The 15,153-nt window shown below is 70.7% G+C and carries 19 protein-coding genes; 11 read left to right on the top strand and 8 right to left on the bottom strand.

Annotated elements, in window-relative coordinates:
- Positions 1-53 precede the first annotated feature (53 nt).
- Positions 54-974, top strand: a complete 921-nt coding sequence (locus tag EXE42_RS10590; RefSeq protein ID WP_137693789.1) for a DUF6663 family protein — start codon at positions 54-56, stop codon at positions 972-974.
- A 32-nt stretch (positions 975-1,006) separates the two neighbouring features.
- Here EXE42_RS10590 and EXE42_RS10585 read toward each other — a convergent pair whose 3' ends face one another.
- A complete protein-coding gene (locus tag EXE42_RS10585) occupies positions 1,007-1,981 on the bottom strand; it encodes a C-terminal binding protein (protein ID WP_137693790.1) in 975 nt (324 codons plus the stop codon).
- Between the two features lie 168 nt (positions 1,982-2,149).
- Between EXE42_RS10585 and EXE42_RS10580 the strand changes: the two genes are divergently transcribed.
- The gene (locus EXE42_RS10580) at positions 2,150-2,428 is read left to right on the top strand and encodes a hypothetical protein (RefSeq protein ID WP_092921351.1); all 279 of its coding nucleotides are present in this window, start codon (positions 2,150-2,152) and stop codon (positions 2,426-2,428) included.
- A gap of 75 nt (positions 2,429-2,503) precedes the next feature.
- On the opposite strand, the gene EXE42_RS10575 is transcribed toward EXE42_RS10580, so the two are convergent.
- The gene (locus EXE42_RS10575; protein ID WP_092920906.1) at positions 2,504-2,785 is read right to left on the bottom strand and encodes a helix-turn-helix domain-containing protein; all 282 of its coding nucleotides are present in this window, start codon (positions 2,783-2,785) and stop codon (positions 2,504-2,506) included.
- A gap of 295 nt (positions 2,786-3,080) precedes the next feature.
- Between EXE42_RS10575 and EXE42_RS10570 the strand changes: the two genes are divergently transcribed.
- The 4 genes from EXE42_RS10570 (at position 3,081) to EXE42_RS10555 (ending at position 6,384) form a co-directional block, all read left to right on the top strand.
- Entirely contained in the window at positions 3,081-3,389 is a 309-nt protein-coding gene (locus EXE42_RS10570; protein ID WP_092920907.1) for a hypothetical protein, read from the top strand.
- Between the two features lies 1 nt (position 3,390).
- Positions 3,391-5,211, top strand: a complete 1,821-nt coding sequence (locus EXE42_RS10565) for a ribosome biogenesis/translation initiation ATPase RLI (protein WP_137706481.1) — start codon at positions 3,391-3,393, stop codon at positions 5,209-5,211.
- A 96-nt stretch (positions 5,212-5,307) separates the two neighbouring features.
- Complete coding sequence (locus EXE42_RS10560; protein ID WP_137706480.1) at positions 5,308-6,051, top strand: creatininase family protein; 744 nt, start codon at positions 5,308-5,310, stop codon at positions 6,049-6,051.
- 66 nt (positions 6,052-6,117) lie between these two features.
- Positions 6,118-6,384 (top strand): HAH_0734 family protein, encoded by a 267-nt coding sequence (locus tag EXE42_RS10555; RefSeq protein WP_092920910.1) that lies wholly within the window; start codon positions 6,118-6,120, stop codon positions 6,382-6,384.
- 27 nt (positions 6,385-6,411) lie between these two features.
- Here the strand turns inward: EXE42_RS10555 and EXE42_RS10550 are convergent, their stop codons facing one another.
- From EXE42_RS10550 to EXE42_RS10540, 3 genes are all read right to left on the bottom strand, one after another.
- The gene (locus EXE42_RS10550) at positions 6,412-7,041 is read right to left on the bottom strand and encodes an L-threonylcarbamoyladenylate synthase (protein ID WP_199240749.1); all 630 of its coding nucleotides are present in this window, start codon (positions 7,039-7,041) and stop codon (positions 6,412-6,414) included.
- Positions 7,042-7,113: 72 nt separating this feature from the next.
- The gene (locus EXE42_RS10545) at positions 7,114-7,623 is read right to left on the bottom strand and encodes a redoxin domain-containing protein (protein WP_137706479.1); all 510 of its coding nucleotides are present in this window, start codon (positions 7,621-7,623) and stop codon (positions 7,114-7,116) included.
- 1 nt (position 7,624) lies between these two features.
- Positions 7,625-7,921, bottom strand: coding sequence for a glutathione S-transferase N-terminal domain-containing protein (locus EXE42_RS10540; RefSeq protein ID WP_137706478.1), 297 nt, complete (start codon positions 7,919-7,921; stop codon positions 7,625-7,627).
- Between the two features lie 166 nt (positions 7,922-8,087).
- Between EXE42_RS10540 and EXE42_RS10535 the strand changes: the two genes are divergently transcribed.
- Positions 8,088-9,512: a hemolysin family protein gene (locus EXE42_RS10535; protein ID WP_092920914.1), complete on the top strand. Its 1,425-nt coding sequence runs from the start codon at positions 8,088-8,090 to the stop codon at positions 9,510-9,512.
- A gap of 345 nt (positions 9,513-9,857) precedes the next feature.
- Here the strand turns inward: EXE42_RS10535 and EXE42_RS10530 are convergent, their stop codons facing one another.
- Positions 9,858-10,589, bottom strand: a complete 732-nt coding sequence (locus EXE42_RS10530; RefSeq protein ID WP_092920915.1) for a DUF5781 family protein — start codon at positions 10,587-10,589, stop codon at positions 9,858-9,860.
- A gap of 147 nt (positions 10,590-10,736) precedes the next feature.
- On the opposite strand from EXE42_RS10530, the gene EXE42_RS10525 reads away from it, so the two are divergent.
- On the top strand, positions 10,737-11,801 hold the full coding sequence (locus EXE42_RS10525; RefSeq protein WP_092920916.1) for a hypothetical protein: 1,065 nt from the start codon (positions 10,737-10,739) through the stop codon (positions 11,799-11,801).
- Positions 11,802-11,846: 45 nt separating this feature from the next.
- Here EXE42_RS10525 and EXE42_RS10520 read toward each other — a convergent pair whose 3' ends face one another.
- On the bottom strand, positions 11,847-12,566 hold the full coding sequence (locus EXE42_RS10520) for a queuosine precursor transporter (RefSeq protein ID WP_137706477.1): 720 nt from the start codon (positions 12,564-12,566) through the stop codon (positions 11,847-11,849).
- Entirely contained in the window at positions 12,559-12,774 is a 216-nt protein-coding gene (locus EXE42_RS10515) for a ribbon-helix-helix domain-containing protein (RefSeq protein WP_137706476.1), read from the bottom strand. Before EXE42_RS10515 ends, EXE42_RS10520 begins: the two co-directional genes overlap by 8 nt.
- A gap of 179 nt (positions 12,775-12,953) precedes the next feature.
- On the opposite strand from EXE42_RS10515, the gene EXE42_RS10510 reads away from it, so the two are divergent.
- Genes EXE42_RS10510 through EXE42_RS10500 form a run of 3 tightly spaced genes read left to right on the top strand, consistent with a single transcriptional unit; the run spans position 12,954 to position 15,034 of the window.
- A complete protein-coding gene (locus EXE42_RS10510; RefSeq protein ID WP_092920919.1) occupies positions 12,954-13,535 on the top strand; it encodes a biotin transporter BioY in 582 nt (193 codons plus the stop codon).
- Between the two features lie 30 nt (positions 13,536-13,565).
- The gene (locus EXE42_RS10505; RefSeq protein ID WP_092920920.1) at positions 13,566-14,324 is read left to right on the top strand and encodes an energy-coupling factor ABC transporter ATP-binding protein; all 759 of its coding nucleotides are present in this window, start codon (positions 13,566-13,568) and stop codon (positions 14,322-14,324) included.
- The gene (locus EXE42_RS10500; protein WP_137693797.1) at positions 14,321-15,034 is read left to right on the top strand and encodes an energy-coupling factor transporter transmembrane protein EcfT; all 714 of its coding nucleotides are present in this window, start codon (positions 14,321-14,323) and stop codon (positions 15,032-15,034) included. Before EXE42_RS10505 ends, EXE42_RS10500 begins: the two co-directional genes overlap by 4 nt.
- Positions 15,035-15,153: the final 119 nt, after the last annotated feature.

The raw sequence follows: 15,153 nt of genomic DNA, 5'->3' as shown, positions 1-15,153 counted from the left end.
CTCCGACGCGCCGCTTCCGACCGGCTTTTCAGCCCGCCGCCCCACCGACGGGTATGGACCCGACGACGAGCGGCCGGTTCCGCGTCCACGACCGCCGCCGGCGGCCGGACATCGACGACGACACGGACGCGACCGCCGATTCCGCTGCGGTCGACGACGGCGGCGCTGCGGCCGCCGACTCCGCCCCGAGTGCCGCGGACCCCACCTCGGCCGCCGCCGACTCCGACGGCACCGCCGATGAGTTCGTCCTCGTCGAACTCGCGGACGGGCCGGTCGACCCGACCGATCCCGACGCCGCGGACCGATACGACCCCCTCTACGCCACCGCGGAGGGGTACGAGGGAGACCTCGCGGACGCCGTCGACGCGCTCCGCCCCGGCTTCGTCGTCGACGCGACGCTGGCGTGGACCGACGGCTCCGCCCGCTTCCGCGAGGTCGAGGTCGTCCGCGAGACGCGGTTCCGCTTCGCGGACGCCGTCGAAGGGATGTTCGAGGCGGCCGTCGAGACGTGGCGACAGATCCGCGCCGAGGGCGAGCCCGTCGGCTCGATCACGACCCGCTCGAACGACGGCGACCCCAACGGCGCGCTGTACCTCTTCGCCGACGCGCCCGGCGGCGACACCTTCGACGAGGTCCGCACGGGGCGGCTCCCGATCGAACCGCTCGTCGCCCGCGTGAACGATTCCCGAGACGACGACGACCCGCGAGAGGTGTTCGTGTTACGCCCCGCGGACCACGAGTTCGTCGCCGTCTACGTCGTCTTCGACCGCGACGGCGTCCTCGCGCAGACGGTCCGAGACACGTACGACCTCGGCCCCGGCCTCGCGGCGGGACTCGACGCGAGCTACCCGGGCGGCGGTGACGGCGACCCCCTCGTCTCCGACGGTTCGGACGGCCCGGGAGAGGGCGACGAGTTGGACGGGGACGACGAGTTGGACGGGGACGACGATTTCGACGCGCTCGACCGGCTGTAGCCCGTCTCGTCGTCCCGCGACGCGCCGCCGCGCTACAGCCAGTCGGCGTCCGGGTCGACCCGGCCGTCCGGCGTCTCGCCGTTGAGAACGGCCGCCACGTCGGCCGCGCCGCTTCGGTTCAGGTCGTCTCTCGCCTCCTCGCTGTACCACGCCGCGTGCGGCGTGACGACCGTGTCGTCGCGGCAGACGAGCGGGTCGCCTTCGGGCGGCTCCTCGGCGAGGACGTCGAGGCCGGCGGCCTTTATCTCGTCCGCCGCCAGCGCGTCGAGCAGCGCGTCGGCGTCGACGACCGGGCCGCGGCTCACGTTGACGACGACCGAGTCCTCGCTCAGCCGCGCCAACGCGTCGGCGTCCACGAGTCCCCGCGTCGCGTCCGTCAGGGGCGCGTAGACGCCGACGTGGTCGGCGCGGTCGAACAGCGTCTCGAAGCCGACCTTCTCGACACCGTATTCGGCCATTTCGTCGCCGTCGACGAAGGGATCGTACGCGACGAGGTCGGCGTCGAACCCCGAGAGCTGCTCGGCCGCGCGCCGCGCGATGGGGCCGAACGAGAGCAGTCCGATCGTCGACGCGCTCACGCGTCGGATCGGGCGACCGGTCTCCCAGCTCCACCCGCCGCCGGCGACGGCGTCGTCGTACGGTTTCAACGAGCGGAGGCAGACGAAGAGCAGCGAGACGGAGTGGGTCGCCACCTCGTCGGTACAGTAGTCGGGGACGCGAGTGACGGTGACGCCGCGCTCCGCGGCCGCCGCGACGTCGACGTTGTCGACGCCGACGGCCGAGCGAACGACGACCCGGAGGTCCGTGGCGTCGAGGGCTTCCTCGGTGACGGGCGTGTTGATGTCGGTGACGACCGCGTCGGCGCCGGTCGCCGCCTCGATCAGCCGCTCGGTCGACCCCAGCTCCGCGACCTCGACGTCGACCGGCTCGTCGATCGCGTCGGCCAGGACCTCGCGGTACGTCTCCGGGTCTATCATCGGGAACGCCGACAGCACGACTCTGGGCATACGTCCTCCTTCTCCGTCGCTCCACTTGACGGCTGTCACTGACGCTGTCAGGCCCTCGTACGTCCGTTTCGATCGTGATAGATGTCGTTCCGCGCGTCGCGTTCCGATGGCTCTTTGCGGTCGCCGGCCGTACGCGTCTCCGTGAGCGACGAGCGTTCGAAACCCCCGATGCTGGTCCTGTTGGAGTCGCTGTCGTTTTACCGCAACGTTCGGATCGGGGCGGCGGTCGGCGCGCTGCTCGCGGTCCTGTTGTACCTCGTCAGGACCCTGGAGCTGCTCGGGCCGGTGATCGACACGCGCGAGTACCCCCTGTTCGGACCGGACGTCTGGTTCCTCCTGTTGGCGTTCGTGCTGGCGGCCACGTCGGCGCTGTCGGTCGCCGTCGGCCTCACGGTCGTGACGGCGGCCCGCGGTGCTCGCGGAGACGGGGCGGAGCGCCCCGAGTGACGGATAGGCGGCGCTCGGCGTCGTCGGTACGGGCGGCCGAAAGCGGAAGCCGTCCGGACGACCGGCGGCCGAGCCTCAGTCGGCGGTACAGGAGGCTTCGCTCTCGTCGGCCGTGAACTCCTGTGCCGGCTCCGTGAGCTTGTAGAGGTTCTGCCTGGCGTCCGCGAAGTAGACGTCCTCGTCGACGACGTCGATCCCCTCGAGCCGTTCGAGCGCGTATCGGACGGTGCGTGCCGACAGCATCGACTCCTGGACGATCCCCTTCTGGGTCAGCGGTCCGTTGTACTCGAGCACCTTGAAGACCAGTTTGGCGCTCGGCGGGAGGTCGTCGAGGCCCTCCGTTTGGGTTGCTTCCATCGTTACGAATCGAAACCGCACACGCTCATAAATGTTGATGGAGTATTCCCGCTAGAACGCCGTTTACCGGATGTATATTCCGCATCTGACGACGAAATCCGCCCAAAGGCGGCAAAAAAATCTCCTTTTACCCCGCTGGACTGACTAGTCAGTCAGCGATTTCGCTCGCGCGCGCTCCGACGGCGACGTTCGTCGCGTCGGATCGACGAGGGGTGCCGGCTCTCCGAGGCGGTCCCCCCTCGCACCCGACGGCCGGAACGAACGGCTTTTCACGGGCGCTCGCGGATCCGAACGCATGAGCGACGACTCGGGCCTGTCCGACCACGCGCGCGGCGTGGTCGTCACGACAATCTGCTGTCTCGCCGGGATCGCGGCCGGCGTCGTCTCGGCCGTCTACGTCGGCACCGATCCGGCGTCCGCCGCGAGCACCACCGCGGTGTTCGTGCTGGGCGCGTTCGTCATCGTCCAGTACCCGGTGTACAAGGCGATCGGCGTCGGTGACCTCGGGATCAAGGACAACCTCTACGTGGCGTTCCTCACGTTCACCCTCTGGTTTATCAGCTACACCGTCCTGCTGACGTCCGCCGTCGACCTGGGGGTCTGAGATGGCCGACGACAGCATCGCGGTCGTGGACCTCGAGCGGTGCCAGCCCGACCGCTGTAACTACGAGTGTATGAAGGATTGCCCGCCGAACCGGACGGGCAAGGAGTGTATCACGGAGCGGGGGGAGGACGCCGAGGAGGGCGACCCCGACCAGATCCACATCTCCGAGGAGATCTGCTTGGGCGAGACGTGTGGCATCTGTGTCAACTCCTGTCCCTTCGACGCGATCGAGATCATCAACCTCCCCTCCGAACTCGACGACGACCCGGTCCACCGCTACGGCGACAACGCCTTCTCGCTGTACGGCCTCCCGACGCCGGAGCCGGGCAGCGTCACCGGCATCCTCGGGCCGAACGGGATCGGGAAATCGACCGCGGTCCACGCGCTCGCCGGCGAGACGGTCCCGAACCTCGGTGACCACACCGCCGACGGCGACTGGGAGCGCGTCCTCGATCGCTTCCGCGGCACCGGCCTCCAGAACTACCTCGAATCGCTGAAGGCGGGCGACGTGACCGTCGCGCGCAAGCCCCAGTACGTCGACCAGATCCCGAACCAGTTCGACGGTAACACCCGCGAGCTGCTGGAGCGGACGGACGAGCGCGGCGCGCTCGACGACCTCGTCGACCGGCTCAACATCCGGCCGGTGATGGACCAGAACATCGACTCCATCTCCGGCGGCGAGCTCCAGCGCGTCGCCATCGCGGCGTGCCTCGCCCGCGACGCCGACTTCTACTTCCTCGACGAGATCACGCCGTACCTCGACATCGGCCAGCGGATGACCGTCGCGCGGCTCATCCGCGAGCTCGCTGACGACGACGCCGCCGACCGGTCGATGCTCGTCGTCGAACACGACCTCGCCATCCTCGACCTGCTGGCGGACACCCTCCACGTCGCGTACGGGGAGCCGGGCGCCTACGGGGTCATCACCGACCCGAAGTCCGTCCGGAAGGGCATCAACGAGTACCTGAAGGGGTACCTCGACAACGAGAACATGCGGATCCGGCCGTCGGCGATCACCTTCGAGGAGCACGCGCCGCGGGTCGCCTCGCGGAGCCAGACGCTGATCGAGTACCCCGACCTCCGGAAGTCCTACGGCGACGGCGAGTTCGAGCTCCACGTCGAGGGCGGCGAGATCAACCGCTCCGAGGTGCTCGGCGTCGTCGGTCCGAACGGGATCGGGAAGTCCACGCTCGCGCAGCTGTTCACGGGTGACCTGGAGCCGGACGAGGGCGCGCTCGACTTCGCGCTCGACATCTCCTACAAGCCGCAGTACATCGACATCGACCAGCACATGCGGGTCGACGCGTTCCTCTCTTCGATCACCGACGAGTTCGGCACCTCGTACTGGAACACGGAGATCGCCCAGCCCCTCCAGCTGGAGCGCGTGATGGAACAGAACCTCTCGGACCTCTCGGGCGGAGAGCGCCAGCGCGTCGCCATCGCGGCGTGCCTCTCCGACGACGCCGACCTCTACCTGCTCGACGAGCCCTCCGCGCACCTCGACGTGGAACAGCGCGTGCGGGCGACGACCGCGATCCGCCGGTACGCCGAGAACCACGACGCGACGGTGATGGTGATCGACCACGACATCTACATGATCGACCTCCTCGCGGACCGCCTGATGGTGTTCGACGGCGAGCCGGCCGAGCGCGGGCGCGCCGCGCCGCCGCAGGACATGCGCGACGGGATGAACGAGTTCCTCGCCGACCTCGAGATCACCTTCCGGCGCGACGAGCGCACCGGGCGCCCTCGGATCAACAAGCCGGGGTCGCAGCTCGACAGCCAGCAGAAGCGCGACGGCGAGTACTACTACTCCTCCTGAGCCGGCTTCCGGTCCGGCCTCCGCCCCCTCCCCGGCGGTCTCCTCCGCCTCGCCGCTACCCCGAGCTTTTCCTCGCCCGCCGCCGGACGCCCCGCCATGCCAGAGACGGACGCCGACCTGTTCGGCATGACCTGGGAGGACGCCGGAGACGCGATCGACGGCGCCGACTTCGCGGTCCTCCCGACCGGTAGCACCGAGCAGCACGGCCCGCACCTCCCGGTGTCGACCGACACGCTCCGCGCGGACCACCTCACCGCCGAGCTGGTCGACGCGGCCGACGAGTTCGACCTCGACCTGTTGCGGCTCCCGACGCTGCCGTACGGCCAGTCGGAACACCACATGCGGTTCCCGGGGACCGTCACCCTCTCGACGGAGACGTACGTCGACGTGGTCCGCGAGATCGGCGAGTCGGTCGCCGAACACGGCGTCGACCGACTGCTGATCGTGAACTGCCACGGCGGGAACCGGGAGCCCCTGTCGATCGCCGCCGACCGGCTCGGCCGCGACACCGATCTCACGGTCCATTTCGTCCACTGGACCGACTTCGCGGAGGAGGACCTCGAGGAGGCGTACGGCGAGGGGTGGGGTCACGCCGGCGACCACGAGACGAGCTTCGTGGAGCTGTACCGCCCGGACCTCGTCCGGACGGAGCAGAAGGAGCCGCAGGAGGCCGCGGAGATGCCTCGGACCCGGAGCTACGAGTACTTCGACGAGGTGACCGAACTGGGCGGACTCGGCGATCCGACGAACAGCGACCCCGACGCGCTCGAACCGATCGTCGCCGCGACGACGCGAGAGATCCTCGGCGCGCTCGTCGAGGACTTAGACGCGGGCTGGTGAGGGCGCCGCCGCGATCCGATCCGCGGTATCGAAGCGATTAAGCCCGGAACACGCGAACCCCGGCACATGCAACACCTCATTATCCGCGGCGACCCCGACATACGGAAGGACGCGGTGATCGAGCACGACGGCGAGGAGCTGGTCTGTTTCGGCATCAACGTTCAGGGCGGCTGGCACGGCCCGGACGAACCGCAGCTCTGGTGTACGGTCGGCACCGAAGACGAGCGCGAGGCCTACGACAAACGCGAGTACGTCCCCCACTGGCTCGACGTCGAGACGGTCGACGCCGAGGACCTCGACGTGATCAAAGCGAAGGGCGACCTCTCCGTTTAACCCCGCGACCGGTCTTTTCGAGCCCTCCTACCCGTCCACCGGCGGGTCCGCAAGCCACGCCTCGATGGCGCCGGCCATCGCGCCGCGCCGGTGGATAGTCCCCGAGTCGGGGTCGACGACCGTGCTCTCCGTGCCGGGCGCCTCCCCGCCGTCGATCACGGCGGCGACTCCCTCGCGGATCCGGTCGCTGAGTTCGCTCGGGTCCGTGACGCTGCCGGTGCCGGAGACGTTGGCGCTCGTCGCGGTGAGCGGACCGGTCTCGCTCAGGAGCGCCCGCGCGAGGTCGTGGTCCGGCACGCGGATCCCGACGCGGTCGCGGCCGGCGGTGAGCGCGTCCGGCACCCGGTCGCCGCGCTCGACGACGACGGTCACCGGCCCCGGGAGGAACGCGCGGGCGAAGGCGACGGTCAGCTCCGTCGGTCGAGTGTAGCGGAGCGCGGCGTCGACGCTCGCGACGCCGAGCGAGAGGGGGTTCGACCGGTCGCGGCCCTTCAGGTCGAAGACGCGTTCGACGGCGTCGGAATCGAGCGCGTCGGCGCCGAGCCCGTACACCGTCTCGGTCGGATAGACCACGGGGTCGCCGCGCTCGACGGCGGCGGCCGCCGCGCGCAGCTCGTCGGATCGGTCCGGCCGGTCGTCGCTCGTGTCGGCGGTCACGCGCGTTCGTTCGGCGCCGAGTTGAAAAAGGGTGACGAGTGTGTGCGCGTCAATCGGTGAGCCCGACTCCGCTCAGTCGACGAGGTCCGCGACCGCGTCGTCGATCGCCTCGGCGTCGGGGAACTCGGGGTGTTCGCTCGCGACCCACGCGTGTTCGACGGTGCGGTCGGCGTCGAGGAGGAACACGGCCGGACGGCTCTCCGTGATCCCGGTCATCCCGTCGATGTCCTGTGCGAGGCCGTACTCCTCGATCACGTCCGCGCACGGGTCGGAGAAGATCCGGACGCCGTCGCCGCGGTCGGCGAGCAGGCGCTTGTGGGCGTACGGCGTCGAGATCGAGACGCCGAGCACGTCGACGTCGTCGCTCCACCCGTGGTCGTCGACCGTGTTGTAGAGGTACGTCCCCTGGAAGGCGCCGTCCATCGGGTGGAACAGCAGGAGCGTCGGCCCGTCGACGACGTCGGCCAGCGCGCGGTCCTCCCAGTACTCTCCGTTCACCAGGGGGCGGGTGAAGTCTGGCGCCGTGTCGCCCTCGGCGACGTGGTCGGTCTCGGGCAGGGAGACGACGTCGAAGTCGGGCATCTCAGGCACCTCCCTCGGCGTCGACTGCGCGGCCCCCGTCGGTCGCCGCGTCGCCGTACGTTCCCTTCAGGTACTCGACGATGTTCGCGCTCTCGGACATGGTGACGCCGGTCTCCCGGTCGACGATCGCCGGCACGCTCCGGGCGCCGGAGACGCGCTTGACGACGTTGCGCTCGGAGTGCATCGGTTCGACGTACCGGGAGCGGTACTCGAGGTCCAGTTCGTTCAGCGTCCGGACCACGCGCTCGCAGTACGGGCACGCCTGAAGCCGGTACAGGGTGATCTGTGGCTCGCTCATACGTCCCGATTCGCCCGCGAGACGGGTAATCGTGTCGGCAGCGGCACCCTCGAACGCGGCGCGTCCGGGCGACCGTCGGAACGCGCCGCTCGGCGACCGCGAAGGGACGCGCCGCGGGTACTCGAAGGGAACGCTTTAATCGCGGGCCGACGGAAGACAAACGAACATGGGCTTGTCGTCTACTGCGCCGCTGGTCGACGTCCTCCAGGTACCGATGCCGGGTGACAGGGTCATCACCCTCCTCGGCGTCGTCGCGATCCTGCTTTTAGTCGGGCTCTCGGCGTTCTTCTCCTCGTCCGAGATCGCGATGTTCTCGCTGCCGCAACACCGCATCGACAGCCTCGTCGACGAGGGGGTGACGGGCGCGAAGACGATCAGCGACATGAAACAGAACCCCCACCGCCTGCTGGTGACGATCCTCGTCGGCAACAACATCGTCAACGTGGCGATGACCTCCATCGCCACCGCGCTGTTCGGGATCTACCTCTCCCGCGGCCAGTCGGTGCTGGCGACGACGTTCGGCATCACGACGCTCGTGCTGATCTTCGGGGAGAGCGCGCCCAAGTCGTACGCCGTCGAGCACACCGAGTCGTGGGCGCTCCGGATCGCTCGCCCGCTGAAGGCCTCCGAGTACGCGCTGTACCCGCTCGTCGTCCTCTTCGATTACATCGTGAAGGGCGTCAACGCGGTCATCGGCGGCTCGGCGGCGATCGAGTCGACGTACGTCACCCGCGACGAGATCCAGAACATCATCGAGACGGGCGAGCGCGAAGGGGTCATCGAAGAGGAGGAGCGGGAGATGCTCGACCGCATCTTCCGGTTCAACAACACCATCGCCAAGGAGGTGATGACCCCGCGACTGGACGTCACGGCGGTCGCGAAGGAGGACTCCGTCGAGGAGGCGATCGAGACGTGTATCCAGGCCGACCACGAGCGCGTCCCCGTCTACGAGGGGAACCTCGACAACATCATCGGGGTGGTCACCGTGCGCGACCTGGTCCGCGAACTCCGCTACTCCGAGGGGACGCCCTCCTTAGAGCGGGTGGTCAAGCCCACCCTCCACGTCCCCGAGTCGAAGAACGCCGACGAGCTGCTCGCGGAGATGCAGGACAACCGCCTCCAGATGGTGACGGTGATCGACGAGTTCGGCACCACCGAGGGGATCATCACCCTCGAAGACATGGTCGAGGAGATCGTCGGCGAAATCTTAGAGGGCGACGAGGAGGCGCCGGTGGAGTTCGTCGACGACAACGTCGCCGTCGTTCAAGGCGAGGTGAACATCGACGAGGTCAACGAGATCCTCGGGATCGACCTCCCCGAGGGCGAGGAGTTCGAGACGCTCGCCGGCTTCGTGTTCAACCGCGCCGGGCGCCTCGTCGAGGAGGGGGAGGAGATCGAGTTCGACCAGATCCGGATCCGCATCGAGCGCGTCGACAACACCCGGATCATGTCCGCTCGCGTCACCGTCCTCGACGGCGTCGGCGCGGCGGACGACTCGAGCGCTCCGGTGGAGTCGGTCGATTCGACCGACGAGGGCGGCTCCGTCGAGGCGGACGGCGACGGCGCCCCGGCCCGGAACGACGTGGAATAGGACGCGGAACACGACGTTTTTGAGGCGGAGCGATCGTTCATAAATTCTGACGGCGGATCGGCTACGGACCCTTCGGGCCCCGCACCGCACGGCACCTCACGCCTCCCCAGCCTCGTCGCTGGCGCCGCCGGCGCCAGCGACTCCCTCGCGCGTGCTCCTCGCGCCCGCTGGGCGCTCGGAGGCACGCGCCACCGCGTGATTCCTACCGGATAGTCGCAATCGGGTAGTTCGGCCGCCCGCGAGCCGCTCCGCAGCCCGACCGTTCGTGTGTCCGTGAGCCGGTTCGTGTCCGTGAGCCGGTTCGTGTCCGTGAGCCGGTTCGTGTCCGTGAGCCGCGTTCCGGTCTCAGACGGCGTACGCGCGGGCGGCCGCGACGAGCGCCTTCCGGTAGTCGCTCTCGGAGGGGTCGTGGCCGAGGTCGAGGAATCGCCCTTTGAACGCGTCGACGTCGACGGCGTCGGTGTCGCTGCCGGCGGCGCGCGCGAGGTCGTAGATGCGGTGGTCAGGGCCGGCGATGTCGTGTCGCTCGATCAGTGCGAGCGCGAACGCGGCGTTGACGGCCGTGATCTCGGGGTCGGCGCCGGCCGTCACCGGCGGCGATCCGGTGCGCGACACGTCGGGCCGGTCCGCGACCGCGGCCGCCAGCGTCGACTCGAGGAACCCGAGGAGCTTGTCCGCGGGCGCCACCGAGAGCGTGATGTCGTCGGCGTAGATGTCCTTCATGTGGTTCGCGATCTGGTAGCAGTGCGCGAGCTTCCGGCGCTCGACCTCCTCGCCGGAGAGGCCCAGGTACAGCGCCTCCTCCGTCGACTGGAGGTGTGAGGGGTGGCCCTCCTCGTAGCGCGCCATGTGCGCGAACTCGTGGATCGCCAGCTCGCGCGCCATCGCGCTGGTGGCGGCCCGTCGGGAGACGTTCAGGACGTGGTGGTCGTCGTAGTGGCCGGCCCAGGTCCGCTCGTCGGGGTCCTCGCGGACCACCACGCGGACCGGCGCCTCCACGGAGTGTTCGGTCTCGAAGAGGTCCGCGGCGCCGAGGAACGGATCGGGGGGAACGTCTCCCTGGACGCGAAGATCCATGCGTACAGTTCGCACGGGGGGAGGCGGTAAGTCTCTTGCGCTCGTGGAACCCCGTTCGCCGACGCGCCGGGGGCTCGGCGTGCCGCTGTCCCGAGACCCCCGCCGAACCGGCGTACGCTTTTGAGCCTCCTGTCCGAACTTCGACCCATGCGAATCTACGCGGCCTACGACGACGGGCTCCGGATCGTCGACCCCGAGACCGGCTCGGTCGAGACGCGCCTGTCCGGCCAGCGGGTCGAGTGCCTCTCCGTCGCGAGTCCGGGTCCCGCCGACGAGGCGGGGACGCTCGGGGACTCGGCCCCGCGCGTCCTCGCGGGGACGTTCGACGCGGGGCTGTTCCGCTCCGTCGACGGCGGGAACCGGTTCGCCCGCACCGCCGACTCGATGCTGGGACCCGAGGGCTCCGGACCGGACGCGGTGACCGCGGTCGCGACGAGCCCGCACGACTCCGGGATCGTCTGGATCGGCACGGAGCCCTCGCGAGCGTACCGCTCCGCGGACGGCGGGGAGACGGCGGAGCGGGTCGGCGGGCTGCCCGACCTCCCGTCGGCGCGCGAGTGGTCGTTCCCGCCGCGGCCCGACACGCATCACGTGCGGTGGATCGAGCCCTCTCCGGCCGACCCGGAGCGGTGGCTCTTCGGCATCGAGGCGGGCGCGCTCGCCGTGACGCCCGACGGCGGCGAGACATGGACCGACCGCCCGCCGGGGTCGCGCCGCGACACTCACGCGATGGCGACGCACCCGGACGCGCCCGACCGCGTCTACGCCGCCGCCGGCGACGGCTTCGCGGAGAGCGGCGACCGCGGCGACTCGTGGCGCGTCCGCGACGCCGGCCTCGATCACGGCTACGTCTGGGGGCTCGCGGTCGACCCCGGCGACCCGAACACCGCCCTGGTCAGCGCGGCCGCGAGCGCGACCGCCGCCCACCGCCGCGGCGAGGCGTACCTGTACCGCTATCGTCGCGATGCGGAGGGTGAGGTTGCGACGACGGGGCCGGGAGGCGACGCGGGCGCGTTCGAGCGCCTCGACGACCGCGGGGTCCCGACGGGCGAGGGGACGTACCGGGCGGTGTTGGCGGCCGGGCGATCACCCGGGGAGGTCTGGGCGCTCTCGAACCGGGGGCTCTTCGTCACCCGCGACGCGGGCGACTCCTTCGAACGGGTTCCGGTCGACCTCCCCGACAGCCCGGGACGAGCGCTGGCGGTCGCCTGAGCGCTGTGAGAGCGGGACGGACGAACCTGAACGCGGTCGGCCCGGTCAGTCCCGGACCGCGCCGACGACGAGGTAGACGACCGGCGTGTCGAGGACGGCGATCGCGAGCTTCAGCAGGTACTGGCCCACTCCGAGCGCGAGCAGCACGCTTCCCGGGAGCGGGTTCCCGACGCCGAGCAGGAGCGGCGCGGCGTAGAAGGCGACGCCGACGAAGATGGCGGTGTCTATCGCCTGACTCGTGGCGGTCGAGCCGATGTTGCGGAGCCACAGCATCCCCTCGCCCGTGCGGTCCCGGATCGCGTGGAAGACGAACACGTCCCAGTTCTGGCTGACGACGTACGCCAGCAGGCTGCCGGCGACGATGTTCGCCGCCGGCCCGAGCGCGGTCTGGAAGGCGCTCGACACCTCGGGGTCGACGCCGGGCGCCGCGAGCGTCGACCACACCAACGCTAACACGAGGAAGTTCGCGAGGAACGCGACGTTGACGACGACCTGCGTCGCTCGCCGCCCGTACAGCTCGGCGTAGCAGTCCGACGCGAGGAACGTGAGCGCGTACGCGAGCGCGGCGCCCGGCAGCAGGATCTCCGTCCCGACGATCGGGAGCGCGAACGGCAGCGGCAGCGCGAGCACCTTCGCGGCGGTGACCTGTGCGGTCGCGAGCGCGACCGTGAACAAGGTGATCAGCGCCACCGCCGCGACCGCCGACCGGTCAAGCGGGTCGGCCCGGAAGGGACTGTTCTCGCCGCCCGCGGTCCGGCTACTCATCGGTCTCCTCCGCCGCCCCGGCCGCGGTCGACGAGGAACCGCCGTCGAGGCGGTCGTGGCGGGCGTCGATCTTGTCGAGGAGGTCGAGGTTCTTGCGGATCGACGCGCGCACCGCGTCGCTGCGGTTCACGAACTTCCCGTCGTCGCCGACGTGTTCGTCGAGGTCGGCGAGCAGTTCCGCCGGGATCTCGACGCTTATCTTGGGCATACTCGCGTCGTGGACGCCGGGTAGGGATGAACGTTATTATCCGGGGATTATCGAGGGGCACTCTTGATGCTCGGATCGGTGGTCCGTCGCGCCTCGGGGCGGGTCTCCCGGAGCCGCCCCTCGCCCGCGCCGCACTCGTAAACCGCTACGTTCAAGTGGGTTTACGAGTCCGTTCAGCCATGGCAACGAACACGGAGTCCGTCGACCTCGTCGGCGACGAGGCGGCGACGAACCTCGCGCGCGCCGCGCTGTTCGCGGCGCTCGTCGGCGCGTTCGCGTACGTCACGTTCCCGAACCCGGTCTCGCCGGTGGACGTGACCCTTCAGGTGCTCGGCGTCTTCCTCGCGGGGATCTTCCTCGGTCCGGTGTGGGGCGGCGCGTCGCTCGTGCTCTACCTCGCGGCCGGGGCGCTCGGCGCGCCCGTCTTCGAGGGCGGGTCGGCCGGCGTCGGCGCGCTCGTCGGGCAGACGGCCGGCTACCTCTGGTCGTACCCGATCGCCGCGGCGGTCGTCGGCGCGGTCGTCCACCGCGGCGCGGCGCTGCGCGACCTCCGTTCCGTCGGCCTCCCGTCGCTCGTCGGCGCGATGGTCCTCGGCACCGTCGTCATCTACGGGTTCGGCGTCGCCGGCCTGGCGATCGTCCTCTCGCTCGGCCCGGTCGAGGCGATCGCCGTCGGCGCCGTCGCGTTCCTCCCGGCCGAGGCCCTGAAGATCGCCGCCGCCGTCGGCGTCGTCAGGTCCGACGCGATCGCCGCGGCGTGAGGCGACCGTGAGCGCACGCGGGGCGGGACCGTGATCGACCTCGACGGCGTCACGTGTCGGTACGGGCGGGGCGAAGACAACGCCGAGAGCGAGGGCGCAACCGCCGCGGTCGACGAGGTCTCCCTCGCCGTCCCCGACGGCGAGTTCCTCGTCGTCGCGGGCGCGAACGGCTCGGGGAAGACCACCCTGGTCCGGACGTTCAACGGGCTCGTCGAGCCGGACGCCGGGCACGTCTCGGTGAACGGGACGCCGGTCGAGGAGGACCTCGTCGCCGCGCGCTCGGCGGTCGGGATGGTGTTCCAGGACCCGCGCGACCAGCTGGTCGCCGCCACCGTCGGCGCGGACGTCGCGTTCGGGCCGGAGAACCTCGGGCTCTCGCACGACGAGATCGACCGGCGGGTCGACGAGGCGCTCGCGGCCGTGAACATGGCGGGCCGGGAGCGCGAGCGGATCGACTCGCTGTCGGGCGGCGAGCGCGAGCGCGTCGCGATAGCGGGGGCGCTCGCGATGGAGCCCGACCACCTGGTCCTCGACGAGCCGTTCACCGGCCTCGACGAGCCCGCCCGGCGGTCGGTCGTGGCGCGGCTCCGGGCGCTTCACCGCGAGGGGACGAGCGTCGTCGTCGTCACCCACGACCTCCGCGACGTGGCCGCGCTCGCAGACCGGATCGTCGGACTCGCGGACGGGCGGATCGCGGTCGACGCGCCGCCCGAGGAGGCGGTCGAGTCGCTCCCCGGGCTGGACGTGCGGGTGCCCGAGGGCGGCGGCATCGGTACCCAGACCGAATGACCCTCTCGTTCGTCCCCGGCGACTCGCTCGCCCACCGGCTCGACCCCCGGTCGAAACTGCTCGTTCAGGTCGCCTTCGCGGCCGTCGCGTACGCGTACACCACGCCGCGCGGGCTCGCCCTCCTCACGCTCGTCGCGGTCGGCTGCCTGCTTGCCGCCGACGGCGGGCCGCGGGACCTGTGGGGCTATCGGGTCGCGTTCCCGGTCCTCCTCTTCGCTCCCCTCGTCGCGGGCGCGACGCTCGGCGCGCCGTGGTTTCGGGTCGAGCGCGCCGCCGTGACGGGGCTCGCGAGCTACCGCGTCCTCCTGCTGCTCGTCGTCGCGGCCGCCTACGTGCGGTCGACCCCGGTCCGGGAGTCGCGCGCGGCGGTCCAGCGGACGGTCCCGGGTCGACCGGGCGTCTTCCTCGGCGTCGGCGTCGCGCTCGTCTTCCGATTCCTCCCACTGTTGAAACGCGACCTCGCGGCGACGCGGGCGGCGGTCCGCGCGCGGCTCGGCGCGGAGCGCCCCCGGCGCGAGCGGATGCGGCTCGTCGCGGTCGGCGGGCTCTCGCGAGCGTTCTCCCGAGCGGACCGGCTCGGCACGGCGCTCGTCGCCCGGTGTTTCGCGTGGAACCCGACGCTCCCGCGGCTGGCCTTCCGCCGCGTCGACGCCCCGGCGCTGGCGCTCGCCGCGTCGATGTTCGCGGCCGCGGTCCTGCGGCTCGCCTGACGCTCCGCGGCAGGCGCGCTTCGCGGGCGCTGCGCCGTCGTCGGGCCCGGAACCGCGTGAACGCCGAGCGACGACCGCCGCGTTGTGGCAAGTTTTAACCCGACCGTATCCCGGTGATC

The organism is Halorubrum sp. SP3, assembly GCF_005435195.1.
Classification (GTDB): Archaea; Halobacteriota; Halobacteria; order Halobacteriales; family Haloferacaceae; genus Halorubrum; species Halorubrum sodomense.
Note: the sequence above shows the minus strand (reverse complement) of the source record. Positions and strands in the feature narration are given on the sequence as shown.